The organism is Streptomyces flavofungini, from assembly GCF_041028215.1.
Classification (GTDB): Bacteria; Actinomycetota; Actinomycetes; order Streptomycetales; family Streptomycetaceae; genus Streptomyces; species Streptomyces flavofungini_B.
This window is the reverse complement of record NZ_JASKYR010001181.1, coordinates 1-1,456: the sequence shown is the minus strand read 5'-3', so window position 1 is coordinate 1,456 and position 1,456 is coordinate 1. Positions and strand designations below refer to the sequence as shown.

The 1,456-nt window shown below is 76.1% G+C and carries 1 protein-coding gene; it reads right to left on the bottom strand.

Going from position 1 to position 1,456, the window contains the following annotated elements:
* A partial coding sequence (locus AB8Z36_RS39555; RefSeq protein ID WP_369218194.1) for a DUF5682 family protein occupies window positions 1-1,456 on the bottom strand: 1,456 nt, incomplete at both ends.

Genomic DNA, 1,456 nt, shown 5'->3' with positions numbered 1-1,456 from the left:
CCCGGCACCGGCGCCGCCCGCACCGAACTCCCCCAGCAGCCCCACCGCCTGGTGCACCGCGTCGACATGCCCCCGCATCTCCAGTGCCGCGTCCGCGTCGAGGCCCGCGCACGCGCCGGGCAGCCCCACGAAGACCCGCTCGGCAAGGCCGACTGCCACCTCGCCCAGCGCCGCCGTGTCCGTGCCCCGCACGTCCCCGTACCGCAGCGACCGCACCAGTGCGGGCAGCGCCTGCGCCAGATGGCCGACGTCCGCGTCCAGCGCCGCGCGGTCGGCGAGGACCCGCATCACCACCGGCAGCGCGTCCGGCAGCTCCGCGAGCAGGCACCGCTCGGCGAGCGCCGTCACATCGGCGAGCGCCCCCGTCCCGACCGCGTCGGCGGACGCCTTTCCGGTGGCGGCGCCCAGCACCGTGGTGCCCCAGACGCCCGCCTCGGCGACCCGTACGGAAAGCTCCGGCTCCCAGCGCAGCCGCCAGGTCTCACGGAACGTACCCGTGCTTCCCCGGGACCGGGTCGGCTCCCCCCAGCCGACCCCGAGCAGCCGCAGCCGGTGCAGCAGCGTGCTGCGCGCCGCGTCGGTCTCCTTGCGCAGGTCCAGCTCCAGGTCACGGTCGAGCGCCTCGGGCTTGAGCCGCAGCCTGCGCTGCGTCCGCGCGAGGTCCCGCTGGAGCGGCACGGCGGGCGCCGCCTCTGGCACCTCGCCCAGGACATCGCCGACGACCAGCCTGTCGTGCACCAGGGCGAGCGGCACGTCCGAGCCCTCGCACATCACCGCCCGCACGGCGTCGGTCGTCTCGGAGAGCCCGGCGAGCGGCCGCCCCCGCATCGCGGCGAGCGTGTCGGCGAGCCGCACCGCCTCGATGACGTGCGCGGAAGAGACGGGCCTGCCCTCGTCGCGCAGCAGCCCCGCGACCTTGGTCATCCAGCGCTCTACGGGCCGGTCGGGCGCGCTGAACAGGTGGCCGTACCACCCCGGTGAGGTGATCCCCGCGCCGTACCCGCTGGCGCGGCCGAGCCTGCGGTGGGTCCAGGGCACCCACGTCATGTCGGCCTTCACCTTGGGCAGCCCCCTGAGCAACGCCCGGTCGGCGCTCACCGGCGTCCTGTGCCGCAGGGCGGGCACGTGCCAGGCCCCGCACACCACGGCCACGCGCCCGTCCCCGAACTCCCGCACGGCGGCCCGCGTCTGGAGCCGCATATGAGCCTCGCGGATAAGGTCACGGCCGTGCCCGCCGTCACCGTAGACCTCGCGCAGGGCCTCCATGGCGTCGCCGAGCACCTCGAACGGCGCCAGCGCGTCACCCTCCGCGGCGCGGTGCTCGACCACGTCCTCCCACCACCGCTCGGGGTCGTCATACCCGGCGGTCCCGGCGAGCACCGCCAGCGGATCAACCCGCACGGCCTCCTCATCGACAGCGGCCGCACCCCCGTCACCGGAGGCCCCCTCGTCCCTC